The sequence below is a fragment of the Streptomyces sp. NPDC001219 genome (genome assembly GCF_053597915.1).
Genome location: NZ_JBSFJF010000115.1, coordinates 1 through 16,678, shown reverse-complemented (window position 1 = coordinate 16,678; position 16,678 = coordinate 1). Strand labels below are relative to the sequence as shown.

Below are 16,678 nucleotides of genomic sequence, written 5' to 3'. Positions count from 1 at the left end.
AGTGACAAGGGTGTGGGGCTGGGGTTGTCGATCGTGCGGTCGGTGGTGCGGGCGCATGACGGGACGATCACGGCGCGTCCGCGGGAGGGCGGCGGGCTGGTGATGCGGGTCGTCCTGCCGCTCTGACGCAGGCCAGAGGGCGGTTGTACGCCCGCTGGAGCCCCTGTGCGCCCCCGCGGACAGTCACCGGACATCTGTGCGTACGATCGCTCGTCTCGCGGCCGTATGCCGCCTCGCCTCCCGGTTTGACGAGAAGGGGGGTCGGCGTGCACCCTTCGCCGAGTTCGCTTTGCGCGGAATTAAACCGGTCCGACCATGGGTCTTTGCGTGTGTGATCCCTCACAGGCGCGAAATTCCGGCCATCTACGCTCCGTGATCGAAAATCCCGTCGGAATGCCCGGGGACGTCCGGGTTTCCGAGGGGTCAGATCACGGGAAGTACAGGTGATGGGCTGCGCGAGGTGCGACATTCGGACCGTGTACGGTCCTGATCGCCATCCAAACCGATCACCTCTTCAGGGGTGCGGTTGGGTGTCGATTGAGTAACAGACCTTGATGTGAGGCAAAATCTCCGCCTCAGGTCGGGCACAAGTCCGGCCTCTCACGCGTTACGAGCGCTGAGACACCGCAGACACCCAGAGGGGGAGAGCGAAAATGGCTACGGATTACGACACCCCACGCAAGACCGATGACGACCTCAACGAGGACAGCATCGAGGAGCTGAAGTCGCGGCGGAACGACAAGTCCGCCTCGGCCGTCGACGTCGACGAGTTCGAGCAGGCAGAGGGCCTGGAGCTGCCGGGCGCGGACCTGTCCAATGAAGAGCTGGCCGTGCGTGTGCTGCCCAAGCAGCAGGACGAGTTCACGTGCATGAGCTGCTTCCTGGTCCACCACCGCAGCCAGCTCGCCGCGGAGGACAAGAACGGGCAGCCGATCTGCCGCGACTGCGCGGCCTGAACGGGTCAACGCCGTGGCAGGCGTGAACCCGTTCCGTAAGGGACCCAAGGGCGCCGAAGGTCCGGCGGCCGGCGCACGATCACGCGAGGAAACCGCGCCCGTGCCCGCCGACCCGACCGCCCTTCCCACGGAGCGGATGACCGGTGCAACAGAGGAGCGAGGCCGCGCGGCCTCGCTCGCCGTCATGATCGGCCGCGGTGCCGGACGGGGCGGCGGCAGGGTACGGGCGGCGCTCACCGTGATCGCCGACCGGATCATCGACCTCGCCCCGCGCATCCCGGTCCGCGACCTCGCCACCCTGCGCGCCCAGTTCCCCGGACTGACCCCCGAGGACCTGGCCGACAAGCTCGTCGCGGGCGCCTGCAAGGGCACCGCCACCGTCGGAGCGGGCGTCGGCGCGGCAGCCATGCTGCCCGTACCGCCCGCGATGCCGGCCGAGCTGGCCGCCGAGATCACCGGCGTCGCCTCGGTCGAGATCAAACTGATCGCCGAGCTCCACGAGGTCTACGGCCTCCGGCCCGCCGGGAACTTCCGGCAGCGGGGCATGGCCTACCTGACGTCCTGGACGGAGGAGCGGGGCATCGACGTCACCAAACCGGCCTCGCTGAACTTCGCCCTCGGCGTCCAGATGCGGCGCGAACTGCGCCAGCAGATCATGAAGCGCACGCTGCGCAACCTCCCCAACCTCATCCCGTTCATGATCGGCGCCTCCGTCGGCGCGTTCATGAACCGCAGGGACACCCGGAAACTCGCCGAGAAGATCCGCAAGGACCTGCGCACGAAGCAGGTCCCCTGGGACGCCCTCCCCGACTCCGGTCCGGCTTCCCTGACGGACGGCGGGACGGCCCAAGGCCCCCCGCCCCCGCCGGGCGGCTGACGCGGCCCCGCCGGCCCGCAGGTCAGGCGCGTACGGCCGTCAGCGCCGCCACCAGACGCTCCGGGTCCCGCGTCGAGAGATAGGCGTACGGCGTCGGGTCCTGGGGATCGGTGATCTCCACCCGCACCGCGGTGCGGATGTAGCTGCGCAGCAGCATGAACGCCCGGGCATCGGCCTTGTGCGTACGCCACGCCAGCGCCTCGTCCGCGTCCAGCGCCCGTGCCTCGCCCAGCGCCGCCGCCGGGATCTTCGCGTCGCCGGCGATCAGCGCACCGCCCACGACCCGGATGCGCGCCGAGCCGTACGTGCTCACCGCCACCGCGGCCAGCGCCGCGCCGCCGATCAGCCCGGCGAGCATCGGGAGCGTCCCCACGGGCAGCAGCATCAGGGCGCAGGCGACGCCGGTCAGCGCGGCGATCACCCACCAGGACCGGGGCGCGGTGAGACGTTCTTCGTACGACTGCATGGCTCCAGCTTGGCACGGCGGCGCGGGCCCCTTACGCGCGCGGGTAGGGTCTGCACTCGTGAGTGGAACTGACAGAACGAGGACGGAGCTGTCGCGGCTGACGCCACCGGCGGACGCCGTCGCTCCGGTCCGGCATGCCGAGGCGCCGGCACCCGGAGAACTCCTCGGCGCGCACTACGACCGCTGCTTCGGCTGTGGCACGGGTCAGCCTCACGGGCTGCACCTGGAGGCGCGGGCCGGTGACGGCGTGAGCGTGACCGCCGAGTTCACCGTCAAGGAGGCCCACCAGGGTGCGCCCGGCCTGGCGCACGGCGGGGTGCTGGCCACCGCGCTGGACGAGACCCTCGGCTCGCTGAACTGGCTGCTGCGGGTGATCGCGGTGACCGGCCGGCTGGAGACCGACTTCGTGCGGCCGGTGCCGCTGGGCACCGTGCTGCACCTGGACGCGCGGGTCACCGCCGTGCACGGCAGGAAGATCTACTCGAAGGCCGTGGGGCGTATAGGCGGCCCGGACGGCCCGGTGGCGGTGCGCGCCGACGCCGTCTTCATCGAGGTGAAGGTCGACCACTTCATCGACAACGGCAGGACCGAGGAGATCCAGGCGGCGATGTCCGACCCGGACCAGGTCAAACGAGCGCGTGCCTTCGAGGTGAACCCGTGAGTCAGGTACGGAATCCGGTGGATGTGCTGCTGCGGCGGCTGGACCCGGAGGTGCCCGTGCCGTCGTACGGGCATCCCGGCGACGCGGGCGTGGATCTGGTGACCACCGAGGCCGCCGAGCTGGCGCCGGGGGAGCGCACCGTGCTGCCCACCGGGGTGTCGATCGCGCTGCCCGACGGCTACGCGGCCTTCGTGCACCCCCGGTCGGGGCTGGCCGCGCGGTGCGGACTGGCGCTGGTGAATGCCCCCGGGACGGTGGATGCCGGGTACCGTGGAGAGATCAAGGTGATCGTGGTCAATCTGGACCCGCGCGAGAGCGTGCGGTTCGAACGATTCGACCGGATCGCCCAACTGGTCGTCCAGCAGGTCGAGAAGGTGCGCTTCCACGAGGTGGCGGAACTTCCCGGCTCGGCGCGGGCCGAGGGGGGATTCGGTTCCACCGGCGGTCATGCGGCGGTGGGCGGCTCCACGGGCGGGAATGAATACGCATCGGTCGGTGCCGACCGGGAAGGACAGTGACGTGTTCGGACGTCGCAAGAAGAACGAGGCTCCTGAAGAGCCGGCCGAGGACACCACGCTCGACGACGAGCGAACGGTGAGCGACGCCGACGAGGACGAGGCGGCGCAGCGGCTCAGCCTTCCGCCCGCGCCGCGTCCCGACGGCCCCTGGGACGCGTCGGAGGTCTCCGAGCCCGGCGAGGGCCGGGTGGACCTCGGCGGGCTGTTCGTGCCCGGTGTCGAGGGCATGGAACTTCGGGTGGAGGTCGCCGGCGACGCCATCGTCGCCGCGACCGTGGTGCTGCAGGACAGCGCCGTACAGCTGCAGGCCTTCGCCGCCCCCAAGAACGAGGGCATCTGGGGCGAGGTCCGCGAGGAGATCGCCGCCGGCATCACCCAGCAGGGCGGGGTCATCGACGAGGTCGAGGGCCCGCTGGGCTGGGAGCTGCGCGCCCAGGTACCCGTACAGCTGCCGGACGGCACCAACGGTGTGCAGGTCGTGCGCTTCATCGGTGTCGACGGCCCCCGGTGGTTCCTGCGCGGTGTGATCTCCGGCCAGGGCGCGGTGCAGCCGCAGGCCGCGGGCGTGCTGGAGCACATCTTCCGGGACACCGTGGTCATCCGTGGCGAGGCCCCGATGGCGCCCCGCGACCCGATCGTCCTGAAGCTGCCGGACGACGCCCAGATGGTGCCGGACGGTGTGCAGCAGGAGCCGGTCGAGCAGTCGCGCTTCGGCGGCGGCGTGGAGCGTCTGGAGCGCGGACCGGAGATCACCGAGATCCGCTGACACCTCCGGCGGCCGGATGCGCGGGAAGGCGCCCGGCCCCGGCCGGATCACGACGGTCACCAGGGCCCGTACTCCCCGATGGGGGGTGCGGGCCCTTCCGTTTGTGCAGGTCAGGCGGTGAGGCGTAAGAAAGCCGTCAACGGAGCGCTAATGGCCGTAAGGGAGGCGTCAACGACGGTCACACGGGGTGGGAACGGCGCTTTGCTCTAGGGGACCTGTCCTCCCCGTCCCTCTAGGAGCACACGATGGCCGACGTGGCCTTCGTCGTCGTCACGATCGCGGTCTTCGCGCTGGTGGCTCTCGTCGCCAAGGGGGTGGCGAAGCTGTGACCGTCGAGAACATCGTCGGGCTGCTCGTGGCCGTCGCCCTGCTCGGCTATCTGGTCCTCGCCCTCGTCTTCCCGGAGAGGTTCTGAGGTGTCCACTGCTGCTGCCGCGGCGGGCCACATGAGCCCCGTCCTCGCAAGCGTGCTCCAGCTGACAGCGCTCGTCGCGGCGCTGGCCCTGGCGTACCGCCCTCTCGGCGACTACATGGCCGCCGTCTACAGCTCCCCCAAGCACCTCCGCGTCGAGAAGGTCATCTACCGCTGCATAGGCGCCGACGCGGACGCCCAGATGCGCTGGCCGGCCTACCTGCGCGGCGTCCTGGCGTTCTCCGCGGCGGGCGTGCTCGTCCTCTACCTGCTGCAGCGCCTCCAGGGCGGGATGCCGCTGTCCCTCGGCTTCGCGTCGATCAGCCCGGACCAGGCGTTCAACACCGCGGCCTCCTTCGTCGCCAACACCAACTGGCAGTCCTACAGCGGCGAGCAGGCCATGGGCCACGTCGTCCAGACCGCCGGCCTCGCGGTGCAGAACTTCGTGTCCGCCGCCACCGGCATGGCCGTCGCCATCGCCCTCGTCCGCGGCTTCGCCCTCCGCCGGACGGACGGCACCGGCCGCCGCGCGGGCGAACTCGGCAACTTCTGGGCCGACCTGGTCCGCGGCACCGTGCGGGTGCTCGTCCCGATCGCCGTGCTCGGCGCGCTCGTCCTGGTCGCCTGCGGCGCCGTCCAGAACTTCTCCGGCATCCACGAGGTCGGCCAGTTCATGGGCGGCTCCCAGCAGACCAACGGCGGTGCGGTCGCCTCCCAGGAGGTCATCAAGGAACTGGGCACCAACGGGGGCGGCTACTTCAACGCCAACTCGGCCCACCCCTTCGAGAACCCCGACGCCTTCACCAACCTCTTCGAGATCTTCCTGATCCTCGTCATCCCGTTCGCGCTGACCCGCACCTTCGGCAAGCTCGTAGGGAACGTGAGGCAGGGCTACGCGATCCTCGCCACGATGGGCGTCATCTGGCTCGGCTTCACGGCGCTGATGTTGTGGACCGAGTTCGCGCACGGCGGGCCGGCCCTGCAGGCCGCGGGCGCCGCCATGGAGGGCAAGGAGACCCGCTTCGGCGTCGGCTCCTCCGCGATCTTCTCGGTGGCCACCACCCTCACCTCCACCGGCGCGGTCGACTCCTTCCACTCCTCCTTCACGGCCTTCGGCGGCGGCATCCAGCTGCTCGGCATGATGCTGGGCGAGATCGCACCCGGCGGCGTCGGCTCCGGCCTCTACGGCATGCTGGTCATGGCGGTCATCGCGGTGTTCATCGCCGGGCTGATGGTCGGCCGGACGCCCGAGTACCTCGGCAAGAAGGTCGGCACCCGCGAGATCAAGCTCGCGGCCTGCTACATCCTCGTCACCCCGACCCTGGTGCTCGGCTTCACCGCCGCCTCGATGGTGCTGCCGGACGCGCTGGGCTCGATGCTCAACACCAAGGCGATGGGCGCCGGTTCGCACGGCTTCTCCGAGGTGTTGTACGCCTTCACCTCCGGCGCCAACAACAACGGCTCCGCGTTCGGCGGCCTCAACGCCAACACCCCCTGGTACAACACCACGATCGGCCTGGCGATGCTGCTCGGCCGCTTCCTCCCGATGGTGTTCGTGCTCGCCCTGGCCGGCTCGCTCGCCGAGCAGAAGCCGGTCCCGGAGACCGCGGGCACCCTGCGTACCGAAAAGCCGCTCTTCGCCGGGCTGCTCGTCGGCACGATCCTGATCATCACCGGTCTGACGTACTTCCCGGCACTGGCCCTCGGGCCGCTGGCGGAGGGCCTGTCATGACCGCCCCCGTGAAACCGGAGGAGCCCGGCTCCATGGCCTCCCAATCGACCGTTACTCCGACGCGCGCCCCGCACCAGGACGTCCCCAGCGGGCACAAGCCCGGCGACGGCCGCGTGGGCGGCGGTCTCTTCGACCCCAAGCAGCTGCTCACGTCCTTCCCGGACGCGCTACGCAAGCTCGACCCGCGCGTGATGGTCAAGTCCCCCGTGATGTTCGTGGTCGAGGTCGGCTCCGTCCTGACCACCGTCTTCGCCCTCACGTCCCCCACCGACTGGTTCGGCTGGGCGATCGCCGCCTGGCTGTGGCTGACCGTGGTCTTCGCCAACCTGGCGGAGGCGGTCGCCGAGGGCCGCGGCAAGGCGCAGGCCGACACCCTGCGCAAGGCCAAGACCGACACCGTGGCGCGCCGGCTGAACGGCACCACCGAGGAGCAGGTCCCCGGTACCGACCTGCGGATCGGCGACCTGGTCGTGTGCGAGGCCGGCGACATCATCCCGGGTGACGGCGATGTCGTCGAGGGTGTCGCGTCGGTGGACGAGTCGGCGATCACCGGTGAATCGGCCCCGGTCATCCGGGAGTCGGGCGGTGACCGTTCCGCGGTGACCGGCGGCACGAAGGTGCTCTCCGACCGCATCGTCATCAAGATCACGACGAAGCCCGGCGAGACCTTCATCGACCGGATGATCAACCTCGTCGAGGGCGCCGCACGGCAGAAGACCCCCAACGAGATCGCGCTGAACATCCTGCTCGCGTCGCTCACCATCGTCTTCCTGCTGGCGGTGGTCACCCTCCAGCCGTTCGCGATCTACGCCGGCGCCGAACAGTCCATGATCGTGCTGCTCGCGCTGCTGGTCTGCCTGATCCCGACGACGATCGGCGCACTGCTCTCCGCCATCGGCATCGCCGGGATGGACCGGTTGGTGCAGCGCAACGTGCTGGCCATGTCCGGCCGCGCCGTCGAAGCCGCGGGCGATGTGTCGACATTGCTGCTCGACAAGACCGGCACCATCACCCTCGGCAACCGCCAGGCCGCCGAGTTCGTCCCCGTACGCGGCACCACGGAGGCCGAGGTCGCGGACGCCGCCCAGCTGTCCTCGCTCGCCGACGAGACCCCCGAGGGCCGCTCCGTCGTCGTCCTCGCCAAGGAGAAGTACGGCCTCCGTGAGCGGCATCAGGGCGAGCTGACGGACGCCGCATGGGTGCCGTTCACCGCGCAGACCCGGATGTCGGGTGTGGACGTCGACGGCCGCAAGGTCCGTAAGGGGGCCTCCGGTTCGGTCATCGCCTGGGTCAAGGAGCGCGGCGGCACCGTCGCCGACGACGCCCAGCAGCTCACCGACGCGATCTCCCAGGCCGGCGGCACCCCGCTGCTGGTCGCCCTGGAGGACGAGCGCGGCCCCCGCGTCCTGGGTGTCATCCACCTCAAGGACGTCGTCAAGGACGGCATGCGCGAACGCTTCGCCGAGCTGCGCAAGATGGGCATCAAGACCGTCATGATCACGGGCGACAACCCGCTGACGGCCAAGGCCATCGCCGACGAGGCGGGCGTGGACGACTTCCTCGCGGAAGCCACGCCCGAGGACAAGATGGCGCTCATCAAGCGCGAACAGGCCGGCGGCAAGCTGGTCGCGATGACCGGCGACGGCACCAACGACGCACCCGCGCTGGCCCAGGCGGACGTCGGAGTGGCCATGAACACGGGCACCTCGGCCGCCAAGGAGGCCGGGAACATGGTGGACCTGGACTCCAACCCGACCAAGCTCATCGAGATCGTCGAGATCGGCAAGCAACTGCTCATCACCCGGGGCGCGCTGACGACCTTCTCCATCGCCAACGACGTCGCGAAGTACTTCGCGATCATCCCGGCGATGTTCGCGGTGGCCTACCCGGGCCTGGACACCCTCAACATCATGCGGCTGTCCAGCCCCAACTCCGCGATCCTCTCGGCGATCATCTTCAACGCCCTGATCATCGTCGCGCTGGTACCGCTCGCCCTCAAGGGCGTGCAGTACCGCCCCGTGAGCGCCGACAAGATGCTGCGGCGCAACCTGGCGGTCTACGGACTCGGTGGCCTGATCGCGCCCTTCATCGGCATCAAACTCATCGACCTGCTGCTCTCTCTCCTCCCCGGAACCGGGTGACCGCCGTGAACAACTCCGTACGCAACACCGCCCGGTTGATCGGGGCGGGCCTGCGCGCCCTGCTCGTACTGACCGTGGTCTGTGGCGTCCTCTACCCGCTGCTGGTCACAGGGGTGGCACAGGCGGCGTTCCCCCATAAGGCCAACGGTTCCGAGGTGAGCCACCAGGGCAAGGCCGTCGGCTCCTCGCTCATCGGGCAGCGCTACGACAAGGGCACGGACAAGGACGGCAATCCGGTCCCCGACCTGCGGTACTTCCAGCCACGCCCCTCGGCGGGACTGGGCAGCAACAAGGCCAACGGCGTCAACACCCGGTACGACCTCCAGGTCTCCGGCGCCTCCAACCTGGGCGCCACCAACACCGACCTCATCAAGGCGGTGAAGGAGCGCAAGCACTGGGTCTCCGTCACCTACGGAGTCCCCGAGTCGAAGGTCCCGGCGGACGCCGTCACCTCCTCCGGCTCCGGCCTCGACCCGGACATCTCCCCGGCCTACGCCGCACTGCAGGCCGCCACGGTCGCCCGGCGGAACCACCTCCCCGCCGGCACCGTGGACAAGCTGGTCAAGGAACACACCGACGGGCGCACCCTCGGCTTCCTGGGCGAGCCGCGGGTGAACGTCCTGGAGCTGAACGTGGCGCTGAGGGAGCTGGCGGAGGGGGCGGGGAAGGGGTGAGTGGGGGCCGTCGGGCTCGGTGACCGTGAACGGGTCATGGTGTGCGGTCGGCTGAGTTGGGTGGTGTGGTGTGGGGTGGCGCCGAGGCGGCTGGCTCGGTGTTGGTGCGGGCACGACGGGCGGCCCTGGGAGATGGTTCGGGGCCGCTTGGTCGTTTTTGGGTGGGGGAGGGCGCGGCCCGCGGTCGACTGGCTATGCCGTGGCGGGTGACGGTGAGCTGAGCCGGGCCGGTTCCGGGTGGGCCGGAGTGTGCGGCGGAGCCGGTCCGAGAGTTATCCACAGGCGTTGCTTGCCGGAGCGCGCGCTACGCATACTGACGCAACCGGCAGGCAGCTTGAGGCCGATGAGCAGGAACGGTCAACGCGGGTGCGGGTGAGGCCGGTTGGCGCGGCAGGTCGTGGTTGCGGCAGTGGCCGGGCCGGTGCCGGGAGTGGTGCGTGAGCGGAATGGGGGAGCGGAGCATGAACGGCGGGGGAAGCACGTCGGGCGGGAACGGGCGTAGGGGCAGGGCGCGGAGCAAGGCGTACGAGGCGCATGAGGCGTCGGCGGAGGGGGTGAGTGCGGGGGTGGCCGATACCGGGGCGGTGGCGGTCGGGGCCATGGTCGTCGTCGAGGATCTGCACCGCAGCCACGGTTCCGGCGCCGGCGCCGTACACGCCTTACGTGGGGTGTCCTGCCGCGTCCCGCGGGGTGAACTGGTCGCCCTGCGCGGCCGTTCCGGATCGGGCAAGACCACTCTGCTCAACCTCATCGGCGGCCTGGACACTCCCGACTCGGGGCGGGTCACCGTGGACGGGACGGCGCTGGCCGACCTCGGCGAGAGCGGGCTGCTGGAGATGCGCCGCGACCGCATCGGGTTCGTCTTCCAGTCGTTCGGGCTCATACCGATACTCAGCGCCGCGGAGAACGTCGGGGTGCCGCTGCGGCTGCGCAAGGTCCCACCGCGCGAGCGTGAGGACCGTGTCGGGCTCCTGCTGTCCTTGGTGGGCCTGGCCGACCATGCCGCGCAGCGGCCCGGTGAACTCTCCGGCGGTCAGCAGCAACGTGTGGCCATCGCCCGTGCACTCGCCAACCGGCCCGCGCTGCTCATAGCCGACGAGCCGACCGGGCAACTGGACGCCGAGACCGGCATGGAGGTGATGGACCTGTTGCGGGCCGTCGTCCGCAGCGAGGGTGTGACGGCCCTGGTGGCCACCCACGACGCCAACCTCCTGGGCCTGGCCGACCGCGTCCTGGAGCTGAGCGACGGCGTGATCACGGAGGTGAGTACGGGGGCGGGGGTGGGGTGAGGAGCGGGGGAGGGAGGGGGAGGGGGAGGGGGAGGGCCCCCACCAGGGAGGCCCCCACCAGGGACATCCCACCCCGCATCACCACACGTCGCCGTCGCGCCAGTCGCAGGTGAGGTCGGTGTCGAGGTCGAGTGGGGTGGCCGCGGCGGGCAGGACGTAGATGCAGCCGTCCTCGTCGGCGGTGCGTTGGACGCCGTCCGGGGTGAGTGCCCAGGAGCGGCCGCGCCACCGCTGCCAGCCACGGGCCGCGTAGAAGGCCGCGGCCTCGTCGGCGGCGCCGAGCGCGCCGAGGTCGTAGCCGCTGTGCACCACCCGCTCCAGGGCGTCCATCAGGGCCGCGCCGTGCCCGCGGCCGCGCCGGTCCGCGCGTACGCCCACGCCCTCCACGTAGCCGCAGCGCAGCGCCCGGCCGCCGTGCAGCAGGCGTCGCTGGACGACGCTGGCATGTCCGATCAGTTCGCCGTCCTCGTGGATCAGGGCGTGCAGCCCGCCGAGTGCGTGCTCCCAATCCTCCGCGGTCATGTCGTCGAAGACGTCGTAGAGGAGGGCGCGGGCCGCCTTGAGGGTGGTGGCGTCCAGGTCGGCGGTGTGGGCGATGCGTACGTCGATGCGGGGCGTCGTCAGATGTGCCTCGGTCATGTAGGGCATCGTCGCAGTCGGCCGGGGGCCGGGCGACAGCGTTTTCTCGCCGTGGCTCACCCCCTCATCTCCCTCCGGCCGCTCGGCGTCAGCGATGCGTCAGAGAAAGCGCCTTGGGCTGGTGGGACTCCGCCCCGGCCGGTGTCATGGAGGCATGACCGGGCGCTCTGCGCCGCCGGGGTGGCCGCCGTACCGCGGTGCGTGGTGTGCGCCGACCGGGTCCGGCTTCTGCCGGACGTCACAGCGGGCGCCGCGTACCTCTTCGCGCGGCGCCCGCCCGCATGTGTCCGTACGGGCCGCGCCCGGCCGAAGCAGCCCCCCGACCGAAGCAGCCTCCCGACACCGACCGAAACGGCCTCCCGACCGTCGGCTCCACCGACACCGCACCCGCCACCCGCCCCTGACCCACACCTTTCCCGTCCCGCCCCCTCCTGACCACCACCACCGCCACCCAACCAACACACACCCCCCTCCCCACGCGACAGCCGCCACCCAACCGGCCCCCGCACCCACCCGCCGTCACCCACCCACCCCAACCCACCCACCGTCACCCCATGCACCACCCACCCACGCACCTCCACACCCACGCCCCCACACCCACGCACCCAACGCCCCCCAGGAGACAAGGCCCCACACCCCCATGCCCCCACCCACCCAGCCCCTCCCCGCCCCCACATCAGGGTCGCGTCAAGACCAGGCCCGAAGTCGCCAAGTGCACCTTTTGTCGCCTTGTTCGGTCGGTAGGGTCGCAGCAGGTTCAGCCCGGTGGGGGCGGCCTTCACGTAAGACAATGGGGCCATGGCACGCGGCAAGCTTCGGATATATCTCGGCGCGGCACCGGGCGTCGGCAAGACGTACGCGATGCTGTCCGAGGCGCACCGGCGCGTGGAGCGCGGGACGGACGCCGTCGTGGCGTTCGTCGAGCACCACGGCAGGCCCCGTACGGAGGTCATGCTGCACGGGCTGGAGCAGATCCAGCGCCGGGAGCTGGAGTACCGCGGCACGGTCTTCACCGAAATGGACGTGGACGCGGTCCTGGAGCGCGGGCCGGCCGTGGCGCTGGTCGACGAGCTGGCGCACACCAATGTCCCCGGTTCCCGCAACGCCAAGCGCTGGCAGGACATCGAAGAGCTGCTGGAAGCCGGCATCCACGTGATCTCGACGGTGAACATCCAGCATCTGGAGTCGCTCGGGGACGTCGTCGAGTCCATAACCGGTGTGCGGCAGCGGGAGACCGTGCCGGACGAGATCGTCCGCAGGGCCGACCAGATCGAACTTGTCGACATGTCGCCACAGGCGATCCGCCGTCGTATGGCGCACGGCAACATCTACCAGCCCGACAAGGTGGACGCCGCCCTGTCCAACTACTTCCGGCCGGGCAACCTCACGGCGCTGCGCGAGCTGGCGCTGCTGTGGGTCGCCGACCGGGTGGACGAGTATCTGCAGGAGTACCGCGCGGAGCATTCGATCCGCTCCACCTGGCAGGCGCGTGAGCGCATCGTCGTCGGACTGACCGGCGGTCCTGAGGGGCGCACGCTGATCCGCCGCGCCGCCCGGGTGGCGGCCAAGGGCTCGGGCAGTGAGGTGCTCGCCGTCTACATAGCGCGCAGCGACGGGCTGACCTCGGCCTCGCCCAAGGAACTCGCCGTCCAGCGCACCCTGGTGGAGGACCTGGGCGGGACGTTTCACCACGTCATCGGCGACGACATACCGAGCGCGCTGCTGGAGTTCGCACGGGGCGTCAACGCCACCCAGATCGTGCTGGGTTCGAGTCGCCGCAAGGCCTGGCAGTACGTCTTCGGGCCGGGGGTGGGCGCGACGGTCGCCCGCGACTCCGGGCCGGACCTCGATGTGCACATCGTCACCCACGACGAGGTCGCCAAGGGCCGGGGGCTGCCGGTGGCGCGCGGTGCGCGGCTGGGGCGGACCCGGATCATCTCCGGCTGGCTCGTCGGCGTCGTCGGCCCGGTGCTGCTCTCGCTGCTGCTGACCGGCATCGGGAACGGTCCCGGTCTGGCCAACGACGTGCTGCTCTTCCTCTTCCTGACGGTCCTCGCCGCGCTGCTCGGCGGGCAGCTGCCGGCGCTGGCGTCGGCCGCGGTCGGCTCGCTGCTGCTGAACTTCTACTTCACCCCGCCCACCCACACCCTCACGGTCAGTGACCCCAAGAACCTCGTCGCCATCGTGATCTTCTTCGCGGTGGCCGTCTCGGTCGCCTCCGTGGTGGACCTCGCCGCGCGCCGCACCCACCAGGCCGCCAGGCTGCGCGCCGAGTCGGAGATCCTGTCGTTTCTCGCGGGCAGTGTGCTGCGCGGGGAGACGACGCTGGACGCCCTGCTGGAGCGGGTGCGCGAGACCTTCGGGATGGAGACCGTGGCGCTGCTGGAGCGGGCCGGTGACGTCGAGCCGTGGACCTGCGCGGGCCGGGCCGGCACCGACCACGGCACGCCGCTGCGGCGCCCCGAGGACGCCGATGTCGACATGCCGGTGGGCGACCACATGGCGCTGGCGCTGACCGGCCGGGTGCTGCCCGCCGAGGACCGCCGGGTGCTGGCCGCGTTCGCCGCCCAGGCCGCCGTCGTACTGGACCGGCAGCGGCTGGTGGGCGAGGCGGAGCGGGCCCGGGAGCTGGCCGAGGGCAACCGCATCAGGACGGCGCTGCTGGCCGCCGTCAGCCACGACCTGCGGACCCCGCTGGCGGGCATCAAGGCCTCCGTGACCTCCCTGCGCTCCGACGACGTCGCCTGGTCCCAGGAGGACGAGGCGGAGCTGCTGGCGGGCATCGAGGCGGGCGCCGACCGGCTGGATCACCTCGTCGGCAATCTGCTGGACATGTCCCGGCTGCAGACCGGCACGGTCACTCCGCTGATCCGGGAGATCGACCTCGACGAGGTGGTGCCGATGGCGCTCGGCGGCGTGCCGGAGGGCTGCGTCACCCTCGACATCCCCGAGGAGCTGCCGATCGTCGCCGTCGATCCAGGACTGCTGGAACGCGCGGTCGCCAATCTCGTCGAGAACGCCGTGAAGTACAGCCCGGACGGGACGGCGGTGCTGGTCTCGGCGAGTGCGCTCGGTGACCGGGTGGAGCTGCGGGTCGCCGACCGCGGCCCGGGGGTGCCGGACAGCGCCAAGGACCGGATCTTCGAGCCCTTCCAGCGCTACGGAGACGCGCCGCGCGGTGCCGGGGTGGGCCTGGGGCTGGCGGTGGCGCGCGGTTTCGCGGAGGCGATGGGCGGCACACTCGCCGCCGAGGACACCCCGGGCGGCGGGATGACCATGGTCCTGACGCTCCGGGCAGCGCCCGGCCGGCCGCCCGCCCGGCCCGGTCTTCCGGCACAGGCCACCACATGAGCCGGGCCGCACGGACCCCCCTCATCCCACGCCCGGCGGGCCCGGCCCGGCGGGAGACGACACCGCGAGGAGAACGCCAGTGAACCGGGTGCTTGTGGTCGATGACGAGCCGCAGATCGTGCGTGCCCTCGTGATCAACCTGAAGGCGCGCAAGTATGAGGTGGACGCCGCCCCCGACGGGGCCACCGCCCTCAGACTCGCCGCCGCCCGCCACCCCGATGTCATCGTCCTGGACCTCGGCCTGCCCGACATGGACGGGGTCGAGGTGATCAAGGGGCTGCGGGGCTGGACGCGGGTGCCGATCCTGGTGCTCTCCGCCCGGCAGACCTCCGACGAGAAGGTGGAGGCGCTGGACGCCGGCGCGGACGACTACGTCACCAAGCCGTTCGGCATGGACGAGCTGCTGGCCCGGCTGCGGGCGGCGGTGCGCCGGGCCGAGCCGACCGGACCGGCGGACGACGAGGTGATCGTGGAGACGGAAGGTTTCTCCGTTGATCTCGCCGCGAAGAAGGTCAACCGCGGCGGCCGGGACATCCGGCTGACCCCCACCGAGTGGCATCTGCTGGAGGTCCTGGTCCGCAACGCGGGCCGGCTGGTCAGCCAGAAGCAGCTGCTCCAGGAGGTCTGGGGCCCGTCGTACGGCACCGAGACCAACTACCTCCGGGTGTACATGGCGCAGCTCCGCCGCAAGCTGGAGAGCGACCCCTCACATCCGAAGCACTTCATCACGGAGCCGGGGATGGGCTACCGGTTCGAGCAGTAGCGCCCCGGCGGCCGGACGCGGCTTTGTGAGCCGGGTACGAACTCCGTGTGCGGGCCGTGATCCCGGGCCCCGGCCACCGGTACGCTGGGCTCATGAGTGCTGGGACCCGATCCGAGAAGCCGGCCGGTCGATTCCGCCGGCTGCTCGACAGGCTGTCCTCCTCCGAGGAGGAGTTGCAGTCCGCCGAGCTGCAACAGGACGCGCAGGACGCGGGATGCACCCGTATCTGCGACTGCGACGACCGGCAGATAGTGAAGGTCACCGGCACCCTGCGGCATGTGACGCTGCGGCCCCGCGCCGGTGTGCCCGCGCTGGAGGCGGAGCTGTTCGACGGCTCCGCCGCCCTCGACGTGGTGTGGCTCGGACGCCGCTCCATCGCGGGGATAGAGCCGGGCCGCAAGCTCATCGCCTCGGGCCGCGTCTCCCTGAGCCACGGACGCCGGGTGCTCTTCAATCCGAAGTACGAACTCCGACCGCTCGGACAGGAGTAGCCGGTGACGTCTTACGACCGACCGACGACTGACGCGCAGGCCGATCACGACGCCTCCGCAGGCCCCCCACCCGCCTCGCCCGCCCCGGGCACCGAACCGGCCGCCGACGGCAGGCAGGTGACCGAGGCGGCGCTGTTCGAGGCGTTCGGCGGGGTACGGGGCATGGTGGAGACCGTCGTCCCCGGCCTGCTGTTCGTGACGATCTTCACGATCAACAAGGACCTGCACGTCTCGGCGATCGCCGCGCTGGCCGTCTCGCTGGTGCTGGGCATCCTCCGGCTGGTCCGCAGGGACACCGTCAAGCACGCCTTCAGCGGCGTCTTCGGGGTGGCCTTCGGTGTGGTCTTCGCGATGATGACCGGCAACGCCAAGGACTTCTATCTGCCGGGCATGCTCTACACCCTCGGGCTGGCCTTCGCCTACATCCTGACGACGCTCGCGGGCGTCCCGCTGATCGGGCTGATCCTGGGGCCGGTGTTCAAGGAGAACCTCTCCTGGCGCACCCGCAACCCGGGCCGGAAGAAGGCGTACGCGAAGGCCAGCTGGGCCTGGGGGCTGATCCTGCTCGCCAAGTGCGCGATCCTCTTCCCGCTGTACTGGTGGGCGGACACCACCCAGCTCGGCTGGGTGCTGGTCGCGCTGAAGATCCCGCCGTTCCTGCTCGCCGTCTATCTCACCTGGGTCTTCCTGGCGAAGGCACCGGCGCCGATCGACGTCTTCGCGGAGATGGAAGCGAAGGAGAAGGCCGAGCAGGAGGCCGAGGAGCGGCGCCGCGGCGAGCGCGAGACGCTCGACCGGGCCGCCGCCGGCCTCCCCCCGGACCTGACGGCCGGGAGCGGGGAGGCCGCCACCGAGCCTCCCCGCGGGGGACCGCGCCACCGCCGCTGACGGGACGCCTCCGCACACACGCGAGGGGCCCGGGAACCGATCGGTTCCCGGGCC

17 protein-coding genes are annotated in these 16,678 nt (G+C 71.0%); 15 read left to right on the top strand and 2 right to left on the bottom strand.

Annotated features, from left to right (window positions below; genetic code table 11):
• The 3 genes from ACWC9R_RS35615 to ACWC9R_RS35605 all read left to right on the top strand — a co-directional run.
• On the top strand, window positions 1-126 hold a 126-nt coding region (locus ACWC9R_RS35615), incomplete at its 5' end, for an ATP-binding protein (RefSeq protein ID WP_450733623.1).
• 527 nt (window positions 127-653) lie between these two features.
• Window positions 654-956: a DUF4193 domain-containing protein gene (locus ACWC9R_RS35610; protein ID WP_003982531.1), complete on the top strand. Its 303-nt coding sequence runs from the start codon at window positions 654-656 to the stop codon at window positions 954-956.
• Window positions 957-1,056: 100 nt separating this feature from the next.
• Window positions 1,057-1,833, top strand: coding sequence for a hypothetical protein (locus tag ACWC9R_RS35605; RefSeq protein ID WP_450737880.1), 777 nt, complete (start codon window positions 1,057-1,059; stop codon window positions 1,831-1,833).
• A 22-nt stretch (window positions 1,834-1,855) separates the two neighbouring features.
• On the opposite strand, the gene ACWC9R_RS35600 is transcribed toward ACWC9R_RS35605, so the two are convergent.
• Window positions 1,856-2,299 carry a DUF3093 domain-containing protein gene (locus tag ACWC9R_RS35600; RefSeq protein WP_450737878.1) on the bottom strand — a complete coding sequence of 148 codons (444 nt, stop codon included), beginning with the start codon at window positions 2,297-2,299 and terminating at the stop codon, window positions 1,856-1,858.
• A 58-nt stretch (window positions 2,300-2,357) separates the two neighbouring features.
• On the opposite strand from ACWC9R_RS35600, the gene ACWC9R_RS35595 reads away from it, so the two are divergent.
• From ACWC9R_RS35595 to ACWC9R_RS35560, 8 genes are all read left to right on the top strand, one after another.
• Window positions 2,358-2,960 (top strand): PaaI family thioesterase, encoded by a 603-nt coding sequence (locus tag ACWC9R_RS35595; RefSeq protein WP_362613774.1) that lies wholly within the window; start codon window positions 2,358-2,360, stop codon window positions 2,958-2,960.
• Window positions 2,957-3,478: a dUTP diphosphatase gene (gene dut / locus ACWC9R_RS35590; protein ID WP_086718403.1), complete on the top strand. Its 522-nt coding sequence runs from the start codon at window positions 2,957-2,959 to the stop codon at window positions 3,476-3,478. Before ACWC9R_RS35595 ends, dut begins: the two co-directional genes overlap by 4 nt.
• A 1-nt stretch (window position 3,479) precedes the next feature.
• Window positions 3,480-4,244 carry a DUF3710 domain-containing protein gene (locus ACWC9R_RS35585; RefSeq protein ID WP_450737875.1) on the top strand — a complete coding sequence of 255 codons (765 nt, stop codon included), beginning with the start codon at window positions 3,480-3,482 and terminating at the stop codon, window positions 4,242-4,244.
• Window positions 4,245-4,569: 325 nt separating this feature from the next.
• Complete coding sequence (gene kdpF / locus ACWC9R_RS35580; protein ID WP_015661927.1) at window positions 4,570-4,659, top strand: K(+)-transporting ATPase subunit F; 90 nt, start codon at window positions 4,570-4,572, stop codon at window positions 4,657-4,659.
• Window positions 4,660-4,690: 31 nt separating this feature from the next.
• Window positions 4,691-6,388: a potassium-transporting ATPase subunit KdpA gene (gene kdpA / locus ACWC9R_RS35575; RefSeq protein ID WP_450737884.1), complete on the top strand. Its 1,698-nt coding sequence runs from the start codon at window positions 4,691-4,693 to the stop codon at window positions 6,386-6,388.
• Complete coding sequence (gene kdpB, locus ACWC9R_RS35570; RefSeq protein WP_450737873.1) at window positions 6,385-8,529, top strand: potassium-transporting ATPase subunit KdpB; 2,145 nt, start codon at window positions 6,385-6,387, stop codon at window positions 8,527-8,529. Before kdpA ends, kdpB begins: the two co-directional genes overlap by 4 nt.
• Entirely contained in the window at window positions 8,526-9,203 is a 678-nt protein-coding gene (kdpC, locus tag ACWC9R_RS35565; protein ID WP_450737871.1) for a potassium-transporting ATPase subunit KdpC, read from the top strand. Before kdpB ends, kdpC begins: the two co-directional genes overlap by 4 nt.
• Window positions 9,204-9,802: 599 nt before the next feature.
• Window positions 9,803-10,492 carry an ABC transporter ATP-binding protein gene (locus tag ACWC9R_RS35560; protein ID WP_450737882.1) on the top strand — a complete coding sequence of 230 codons (690 nt, stop codon included), beginning with the start codon at window positions 9,803-9,805 and terminating at the stop codon, window positions 10,490-10,492.
• A gap of 78 nt (window positions 10,493-10,570) precedes the next feature.
• Here ACWC9R_RS35560 and ACWC9R_RS35555 read toward each other — a convergent pair whose 3' ends face one another.
• Complete coding sequence (locus ACWC9R_RS35555) at window positions 10,571-11,140, bottom strand: GNAT family N-acetyltransferase (RefSeq protein ID WP_450737869.1); 570 nt, start codon at window positions 11,138-11,140, stop codon at window positions 10,571-10,573.
• Between the two features lie 789 nt (window positions 11,141-11,929).
• On the opposite strand from ACWC9R_RS35555, the gene ACWC9R_RS35550 reads away from it, so the two are divergent.
• The 4 genes from ACWC9R_RS35550 to ACWC9R_RS35535 all read left to right on the top strand — a co-directional run bounded on the left by ACWC9R_RS35550 (window position 11,930) and on the right by ACWC9R_RS35535 (window position 16,624).
• Complete coding sequence (locus tag ACWC9R_RS35550; protein ID WP_450737868.1) at window positions 11,930-14,482, top strand: ATP-binding protein; 2,553 nt, start codon at window positions 11,930-11,932, stop codon at window positions 14,480-14,482.
• A gap of 79 nt (window positions 14,483-14,561) precedes the next feature.
• Window positions 14,562-15,245, top strand: coding sequence for a response regulator (locus ACWC9R_RS35545; protein ID WP_350254826.1), 684 nt, complete (start codon window positions 14,562-14,564; stop codon window positions 15,243-15,245).
• Between the two features lie 92 nt (window positions 15,246-15,337).
• Window positions 15,338-15,736 carry an OB-fold nucleic acid binding domain-containing protein gene (locus ACWC9R_RS35540; protein WP_042159737.1) on the top strand — a complete coding sequence of 133 codons (399 nt, stop codon included), beginning with the start codon at window positions 15,338-15,340 and terminating at the stop codon, window positions 15,734-15,736.
• 3 nt (window positions 15,737-15,739) lie between these two features.
• Window positions 15,740-16,624 carry a DUF3159 domain-containing protein gene (locus ACWC9R_RS35535; RefSeq protein WP_450737865.1) on the top strand — a complete coding sequence of 295 codons (885 nt, stop codon included), beginning with the start codon at window positions 15,740-15,742 and terminating at the stop codon, window positions 16,622-16,624.
• The last annotated feature ends 54 nt before the right edge of the window (window positions 16,625-16,678 follow it).